General features: G+C 72.7%; 8 protein-coding genes. 5 read left to right on the top strand and 3 right to left on the bottom strand.

Translation table 11 applies throughout. The features are described 5' to 3' along the window. Positions 1-106 precede the first annotated feature (106 nt). The 3 genes from ACFXJ5_RS14855 to ACFXJ5_RS14845 all read right to left on the bottom strand — a co-directional run bounded on the left by ACFXJ5_RS14855 (position 107) and on the right by ACFXJ5_RS14845 (position 2,043). Positions 107-517: a DUF3040 domain-containing protein gene (locus ACFXJ5_RS14855; RefSeq protein WP_384630767.1), complete on the bottom strand. Its 411-nt coding sequence runs from the start codon at positions 515-517 to the stop codon at positions 107-109. A 199-nt stretch (positions 518-716) separates the two neighbouring features. Next, positions 717-1,487 carry a methyltransferase domain-containing protein gene (locus tag ACFXJ5_RS14850; protein WP_384630766.1) on the bottom strand — a complete coding sequence of 257 codons (771 nt, stop codon included), beginning with the start codon at positions 1,485-1,487 and terminating at the stop codon, positions 717-719. Positions 1,488-1,581: 94 nt separating this feature from the next. Continuing rightward, a complete protein-coding gene (locus ACFXJ5_RS14845) occupies positions 1,582-2,043 on the bottom strand; it encodes an SAV_6107 family HEPN domain-containing protein (protein ID WP_384630765.1) in 462 nt (153 codons plus the stop codon). A gap of 169 nt (positions 2,044-2,212) precedes the next feature. On the opposite strand from ACFXJ5_RS14845, the gene ACFXJ5_RS14840 reads away from it, so the two are divergent. From ACFXJ5_RS14840 to ACFXJ5_RS14820, 5 genes are all read left to right on the top strand, one after another. Then, a complete protein-coding gene (locus ACFXJ5_RS14840; RefSeq protein WP_384630764.1) occupies positions 2,213-2,941 on the top strand; it encodes an ATP-binding cassette domain-containing protein in 729 nt (242 codons plus the stop codon). Next, positions 2,913-5,045 carry a YhgE/Pip family protein gene (locus ACFXJ5_RS14835; protein WP_384630763.1) on the top strand — a complete coding sequence of 711 codons (2,133 nt, stop codon included), beginning with the start codon at positions 2,913-2,915 and terminating at the stop codon, positions 5,043-5,045. The genes ACFXJ5_RS14840 and ACFXJ5_RS14835 overlap by 29 nt, the downstream gene beginning before the upstream one ends. Positions 5,046-5,089: 44 nt before the next feature. After that, positions 5,090-5,701 (top strand): TetR/AcrR family transcriptional regulator, encoded by a 612-nt coding sequence (locus ACFXJ5_RS14830; RefSeq protein WP_384630762.1) that lies wholly within the window; start codon positions 5,090-5,092, stop codon positions 5,699-5,701. A 312-nt stretch (positions 5,702-6,013) separates the two neighbouring features. Continuing rightward, entirely contained in the window at positions 6,014-6,613 is a 600-nt protein-coding gene (locus tag ACFXJ5_RS14825; protein WP_384630761.1) for a DUF4126 domain-containing protein, read from the top strand. 10 nt (positions 6,614-6,623) lie between these two features. Next, positions 6,624-8,018 (top strand): phytoene desaturase family protein, encoded by a 1,395-nt coding sequence (locus tag ACFXJ5_RS14820; protein ID WP_384630760.1) that lies wholly within the window; start codon positions 6,624-6,626, stop codon positions 8,016-8,018. Positions 8,019-8,049: the final 31 nt, after the last annotated feature.

Raw genomic sequence — 8,049 nt, 5'->3', positions numbered from 1 at the left:
GCCGCGATCACGCTCTCCGCGATCTTGAGGTCGGCGTCGAGCAGGGCGGTGGTGGGGCGGGCGGGGGCCCCGCCCCCCCCCCCCGCCCCTCGGTGTTGCCTGAGCTCTACTGGCCCTGCTCGTCGCGGCGGCGTTGCCACCGCTCCTCGATGCGGTCCATCATGCGGCCGCGGCGGCGAGGATGTCGCTGCCCGCGTACGTGATGATGCTGGCGGCCCGCAGGGGCCTGAGGCTGCTCACCGGGCTTCACGACGCGACGCCAGCCGGTGACCGCCAGGACGGCACAGCCCAGCATGACGAGGAAGCCGACCACACTGATCCACGGCTGCTTGGCGATCATGCCCGCCATGAGCAGCCCGATACCCACCAGGAAGCCTGCAACCGCCAGGTAGACGCGCCGCCTGGTGTAGGTGCGCAGCCCGCTTCCCTCAAGCGCCGACGCGAACTTGGGATCTTCGGCGTACAGCGCTCGCTCCATCTGCTCGAGCATGCGCTGCTCGTGCTCCGAGAGCGGCACGGAGACCTCCTACTCGTCGGTCGCAGGGGAGCGACCGGTACGACCCTTCCAGGATAGGCAGGGAATCGCCCCCGTGAAACCCGCCCCACTGCGCCAATCCGACGGGGGGTTCATTCCCCGCCCCTGGTTACGTCATGCCAGCATACGGCCCTGAACGTCGCGCTGGGTGGCGTGTGACGCACTACCCGCACCGGCCGGCTCAGCCACGCTCAGCGAGCACGTGCAGTTGAGTCGCGATCGAGTGGAACGCGGGCTGTTCGGCAGCGGCCAGCTCCAGCCGGAGCAGGGCGTCGAAGGCGCCGGGCTCGGTGTCCACGAGGACGCCCGGGACGAGGTCCGCGAAGACACGGACGCCGTGGACGGGGCCGACCCGGAGGCCGGCGCCCTCCACGAGGCGCGTGAGGTCCTCGGCGGTGAAGCGGCGGGGCACCGGGTCCCCGGCGCCCCAGCGTCCGGCCGGGTCGGTGAGGCTGTGCTGGGCCTCGGCGAAGTGACCGGCGATGGCCCGGGCCAGCACGGCGCCGTAGCGGCTGGCGGCGAGCAGGCTGAGGGTGCCGGAAGGGCGCAGGGTGCTGACCGCGTTCCGTACCCCCTCGGCGGGGTCGTCCACGTACTCCAGCACGCCATGGCACAGCACGACGTCGTACCCGCCGGGCTCCACGACATCCAGCAGGCCGTGGGCGTCGCCCTGGACGCCACGCACCCGGTCGGTGAGGCCGGCCTCGGCGGCGCGGCGCTCCAGCGCGAACAGGGCGTCCGGGCTGGGGTCGACGACGGTCACCCGGTGGCCCAGACGCGCCACGGGCACCGCGAAGTTGCCGGTCCCGCCACCGGTGTCGAGGACATCCAGCACATCCCGGCCTGCTGCCTTGGCCTGCCGGTCGAGGGCGTCCCGCAGGACCTCCCACACCACAGCGGTACGCAGGGACGCGCGGGGCCGCATCGGGTCGGCCCCTCCTTCACGGGACATGCGGACGGCTCCTCGCGGGGGTCGGTCTATCCAGGCAGGTCCACTCTAGTGCGGCGGCAGCCCGGATCTATTCTAGTGCGGCGGCAGCCCGGATCTATTGCGGCGGCAGCCTGGGCAGGCCCGTGAGCAGGCGGTCGACCAGGCGCAGGAACATGGCTGCCGCGCGCACCAGATCGTCGGCGTCGCGCCAGGTGGCGGCGCCCTGTATGCCGGCTTCGCAGAGGGCGCGGCGGCGCGCGCCGGCCTCGAACAGGGCGGCCCATTCGGCGAGTTCGGGGGCGACTTCGGGGAGCACTTCCCAGGCGGTACGGATCCGGGGCCGGCGGCGGCGGGCGGGCTCGGGGCGGCCGCGGACGGCGAGGACGGCGGCGGCGGTGCGGAGGGCGGCCAGATGCGCGGTCGCGTACCGCTCGTTGGCGGTCTCGAGGGCGGCGGCTTCGGCCAGGCCGCGCCGGGCCTGGCCCAGCAGGTCGATGGCGGCGGCCGGGGCGGCGGCGCGGCGCAGGACGGGGTGGACGTCGAGCGCGCCGTTCGGCCTCTGCGCGGGTGCGGTCATCGCGAACCTCCTCCTTCGGGCCCATCTCCACCCATGGTGAAGCAGGGCACTGACAATCGCCCTGACCTGCGTGAATGACCTCGGTCCAGGGGTCGTTGGGCATCTCGCCGACTCATACGGCATACTGTTTTTGCACTGACTGGTCAGTTCAATAGTCAAAGGGGGAATCGTGATCCAGGCAGAGGGGTTCGGGCTCAAAGGCCCCCGTGGCTGGGCGTTCCGGGACGTCACGTTCACCGCGACCGAGGGGAGCCTGACCGCAGTCGAGGGCCCGTCGGGCTCGGGGCGGACGTGCCTGCTGCTGGCGCTCACGGGGCGGATGCGCACGACCGAGGGCTACGCGGAGGTCGCCGGGCACCGGCTGCCCAAGCAGGCCGCAGCCGTCCGGCGGATCGCGGCCCTCGGGCCGGTGGCCGGGGTGTCGGAGCTGGACCCGGCGCTGACGGTCGGCGAGCACCTGCGCGAACGCGTGCTGCTGCAGCGCCGGTTCAGCGAATCTCTGCGCGAGCTCGTCCGCAGGGACCCGCCGCAGGACCGCGAGCGCATCGCCGAGGCGCTGGCCGCGGCCGGGCTCGACCTGGACCGCCTGGTCAAGGGGCCGCGCACCGCCGCCCGGGACCTGGAGCGGCTGGAGGCGCTGCGCCTGGGCACCGCGCTCGCGCTGCTGGGCCGCCCGAAGGTGCTGGCGGTGGACGACGCGGACCACAAGCTGTCGGACGCCGAGCGCGCGCAGGCCTGGGCGATGCTCCGGGCCGTCGCGGAGGGCGGGACGACGGTGCTGGCGGTCTGCGGTGAGGCGCCGGACGGCGCGTTGGTGATCCGTACGAAGAACCCGAACGACACGGACGACACGAAGGAGGGGGCAGCCGATGCGTACGCCGAAGCTGGCAGCGCTTGAGCTGAGGAGGTTCGGCCGGGGGCGGCTGCCGCGCGCCGCGATGGTGGCGGTCCTGCTGCTGCCGCTGCTGTACGGAGCCCTGTACCTCTGGTCGTTCTGGGACCCGTACGGCCGGCTCGACAAGCTCCCCGTCGCGCTGGTGAACGCCGACAAGGGCACGGCGGGCGACACGATCGTCAAGGGCCTGAAGGACAGCGGCACCTTCGACTGGCAGCAGACCAGCGCCACCGAGGCCGCCAAGGGCGTCGAGGACGGCACGTACTACCTGTCGCTGACCGTCCCGGCCGACTTCACCGACCGCGTCACCTCCAGCGGGGGCAAGGACCCGGTGACGGCCGCGCTGCGGGTGCGGACGAACGACGCCAACAACTACATCGTCGGGCAGATCTCACGGACCGTCTTCTCCGAGGTGCGGTCCACGGTCTCGACGCAGGCCTCCAGGAAGTTCTACGACAGGATCTACGTCTCCTTCTCCGATCTGCACGACCGGACCACCAGGGCCGCCGACGGCGCCGACGACGTCACGACGGGCGCGGGCAAGGCCGAGGACGGCTCGGTGACGCTCGGCGAGGGCATCGACACCGCCAAGGACGGTGCGGACCAACTCGCGGGCGGCCTGAAGAAGACCAGGACGGGCGCCCACTCCCTGGCCACCGGCCTGGGCACGCTCTCCACCGGCGCCGGCAAGGTGGCCACGGGCGCGAGGCAGGTCGCCGACGGCACGCAGATCCTGGCCGACAAGGTGAACGGCGCCTCCGACGAGATCGCGTTCGTCAAGAAGCACGCCAAGGAGATCAACGCGGCCGCCAGGCTGGTCGCCACCGGCTCGCAGGCGATCCGCGACGGCCTCGGCCAACTGCCCGCCAACACCGCCAGAGCCGCCGCGCAGGCCCGCTCGGCCGCAGCGCAGCTGCGGAGCACGTACGACAGCCAGTGCCCGCTCGGGGCCGTCACCTCGGAGTGCAAGGCGCTGAAGAAGGCCGCGGACAGCGCCGATGACGTGGCGGCCCTGGCCGTCCAGCTCCAGACGTACGTCAAGAACAGCACCACCGACATCGACGCCCTGCGCGACGACCTCGGTACCGTCCACTCCATCGCCCAGCAGCTGGCGACCGCGGACCTCCCCAAGGAACTGGACGCCGTCGTCACCAAGGTCAACGCCCTCAACTCCGGCGCCCACCAGGTCGCCACCGGTGCCGGGAAGGTCTCGACCGGGCTCGGCACCGCCTCGACCGGGGCCGGCACCCTCGACACCGGCATCGGCAGGCTGTCCACCGGCGCCGACGACCTGGCCGGCGGCATGTACAAGCTGTCCGGCGGCGCCAACCAGCTGACCACCGGCCTGACCGAGCTCACCGACGGCAGCGGCCGGCTCGCCAGCGGCCTGCACACCGGCGCGTCCAAGATCCCGGACTACGGTACGCAGACGCGCGACGCCCGCACCAAGGTGATGTCCGACCCGGTCCAGCTCGCCTCCCAGAACCTCCACAAGGCGGCCAACTACGGCACCGGCTTCGCCCCGTACTTCATCCCGCTCTCGCTCTGGGTCGGCGCGATGGTCGCGTACATGCTGCTGCAGCCGCTCAACAAGCGCGCCCTGGCCACCGGCGCCCCCGCCTGGCGGACAGCGATCGCGGGCTGGCTGCCGGTGGTGGCGATGGGTGTCGCGCAGACGCTGGCACTGCTGGCCGTCCTGCACTGGGCGATCGGCCTGCAGATGGTGCGGGCGGCCGGCACGATCGGCTTCCTGCTGCTGGTCACCGCCTGCTTCGCGGCGATCGTGCAGTGGCTCAACGCCCGCTTCGGCCCGGCGGGGCGCGTTCTGGTGCTGGCGCTGCTGATGCTGCAGCTGACCTCGGCGGGCGGCACCTACCCGGTGCAGACCAGCCCGGGGTTCTTCAACGTGCTGCACCCTCTCCTGCCCATGACGTACGTGGTCGACGGGCTGCGGCACCTGATCACCGGCGGCGAGCTGTGGCCGGTGTGGCGGGCCTGCCTGGTTCTGGGCGTATTCACAGCCGGCGCGCTTACCCTCACCGCTTGGTCGGCGCGTCGTAAGCAGGTCTGGACGCTGGACCGGCTGCATCCTGAGCTGTCCTTGTGAACCCGCTGCGCCCGCGGCGCCCCCAGCAGGGAGAATCGGACGCTATGAACAGCCCACGACGTCAGGTCACCCGGCAGAAGCTCTACGAGGCCGCCGTCACCCTCATCGCAGAGCAGGGCTTCTCCGCCACCACGGTGGACGAGATCGCCGAGCGTGCCGGGGTCGCGAAGGGCACCGTCTACTACAACTTCGCCAGCAAGAACGAGCTCTTCGAGCAGCTGCTCCGGCACGGCGTCGGACTGCTCACCGACTCCCTGCGCGAGGCGGCCGCCGAGGTCGCCGGGCGCGGCGGCACCAAGGTCGACGGCATCGACGCGATGATCCGGGCCGGGCTGTCCTTCATCGCCCGCTATCCGTCCTTCACGCAGCTGTACGTCGCCGAGCTGTGGCGCACCAACCGGGCCTGGCAGGACACGCTGTTGGTGGTCCGCAAGCAGGCCATAGCGGTCGTCGAGCAGGCACTGCGGGACGCGGTGGAGGCCGGGGAGCTGAGCGACGAGATCGACATCCAGCTCACCGCGTCCGCGCTCTTCGGGATGGTGCTGGTCGCGGCCCTGGACTGGCTGTCGTTCCAGCCCGAGCGCAGCATCGACGACGTCCACGCGGCGCTGTCCCGGCTGCTGCAGGGGCGGGTGGCGGGACGCGCCAACGCGTGACTGTGCGGGGGCACGTGACGGTGCGGGGGCGTGGATGCACGCTGCCCCGGTACGGTCCGATCCCCCGTCGGGCCGTACCGGGACAGCGCTTTCCCCCGTGTTGCCCCCGTTCACGGCCGGGCTGCCGCGATGCCGTTCCGCCGCCCCGTGTCGGCGGTCCGGCATCGCGCCCGTCCGTTGCCTCTACCTTGGCGTCTACGCGGGTGGATGCCTATCCGCGCACCTACCTATCCGGGCTTCTAGGTACACGTACTCAGGGCTGGGACGGTTCACTCATCGGGCCATGAGTGCTTTTCGCTAGCATCACGGTCCATGTCGGTACTTCCCCTGGTCTTCACCAGCGGCTGGGCGAGCGGGATCAACGCCTATGCCGTGGTCCTGCTGCTCGGCCTCATGGGCGCCACCGGCGTCAGCGACGAGGTCCCGCCGGCCCTGGAACGTACGGACGTGCTGGTCGTCGCCGGCGTGCTCTTCCTCTGCGAGGCCGTCGCCGACAAGATCCCGTACGTCGACACCGGCTGGGACGCCGTCCACACCGTCATCCGCCCCATCGCGGGCGGCGTCGTGGCCGCGCTCATCGCCGGGCACGACGGCTCCCTGCCGCAGCTCGCCGCAGCTGCCGTCGGCGGTACGACCGCGCTCGCCAGCCACCTGGTCAAGGCCGGGATACGGATGGGCGTGAACACCTCGCCCGAGCCCGCCAGCAACATCATCGTCAGCCTCGGCGAGGACCTCGGGGTCTCCGGCATCATCGTCTTCGCGCTCTTCCACCCACTCCCGGCCGCGATCATCGCGGCGGTCGCGCTGGTGCTGGGCGGGGTGACGGTCTACTTCGTCCTGTCCCGCATCCGCCGCTACTGGCGCCGCCGGCAGGCCAGGCGGGCGGCAAGGCGGGGCAACGCCCTGGCATAGAGTCCTGCTCATGGCACGGATTGCGGTGATCGGCGCGGGCATGGGCGCGCTGGCGGCGGCTGCCCGGCTCGCCACGGGCGGGCACCGGGTGACGGTGTACGAGCGCTCGGCGACGTACGGGGGCGGCGTCGGCCGGTACGAACGGGACGGCTTCGTCTTCGACACCGGTCCCGGGCTGCTGCATCTGCCGGCCGTCTACCGCGACCTCTTCATCAAGACCGGCAAGGAGCCCCTGGAGGCCTGCATCTCCCTGCGCCAGGTCGACCCCGCCATCCGGCACGTCTTCGACGACGGGACCTCCGTCGCCCTCCCCAACGCCTCGCGGGCCGGAGTCATCGCCGCCCTTGACGACGCGCTCGGCGCGGGCGCGGGCACCCGCTGGGCAGACCTGCTGGGCCGCGCCCGCGAGGTCTGGGAGGCCACCCGGCGCCCCCTCCTCGAGGACGCCCTGGCGGCGGACACGGCACCGCTCGACCGGGATCCCTATCCGGCGCCCCCCGTACGGCGCGGGCTCTTCCGGCGCGGTGCGCCGACGCTGGCCGAGGTCGCCGCACGCGAGCTGGCCGACCCGCGGCTGGCCGCCATGCTGGAGCACTACGCGGTGGCGTACGGCTTCGACCCGGCGGTCGCGCCCGCGAGCGCGACCGTGCTGCCCTACATGGAGCACACCTTCGGCACGTGGTACGTCGACGGGGGCATGCGGGCGCTCGCGGACGCCGTGTACGAGCGGTGCGTGGCCCGCGGGGTCGACTTCCGCTTCGGGGCGGAGGTCGAGGAGGTCGTGGAGAAGGACGGCCGTGCGGCGGGGCTGCTGCTTTCCGACGGGGCGCGGGTGGAGGCGGACGTGGTGGTGGCCGGTGCGCCCGTCCCGGCGCTCCATCGGGAACAGGTCGTGCCCTGGGACTACCAGGACGAATGGCCTGTCTGGGGGTCGGCGGGGGCCCGCCGCGTCGTGGTGTGCCTGGCGCTTCGTGGCTCGCGCCCGGCCGAGGCGGTGCACCGTACGGTGGTGCACGGCTCGGCCCCGGCGGGGGGACGCGATGTGGTGGTGCTGCGCCCCGACGACCCGGCGACGCGGCCGGACGACGGCCACGAGGCGGTCACGCTCCAGGTGCCTCTTGGCTCGGCTGACCCCGAGGATGCCCTTCTCGCCGCCGAAGCGGCCGTCCCCGGACTCCGGGGCCGCCTCCTCTGGCACCACGCCCTCGCCCCCACCGACGCCATCCCCGGCCCCGCCCTCGCCGGCGCCGCCGGCGCGTTCCTCCGCACGGCCAACCAAGCGGCCCTCCCCGGCCTCTACTTCGTCGGCGGCTGGGCCCACCCCGGCGGCGGCCTCGCCCACACCGGCATGTCCGGCGCGATCGTCTCCGACCTCATCGCCGGCGGCCCGGGCGGCAGCCGCTGACGCCTGCGGCTTGCCCGCCCCGGGTTCAGCC

The sequence above is a fragment of the Streptomyces sp. NPDC059373 genome (assembly GCF_042751495.1).
In the GTDB taxonomy this organism is placed as follows: Bacteria; Actinomycetota; Actinomycetes; order Streptomycetales; family Streptomycetaceae; genus Actinacidiphila.
This window is presented reverse-complemented; position numbering and strand designations above follow the sequence as displayed.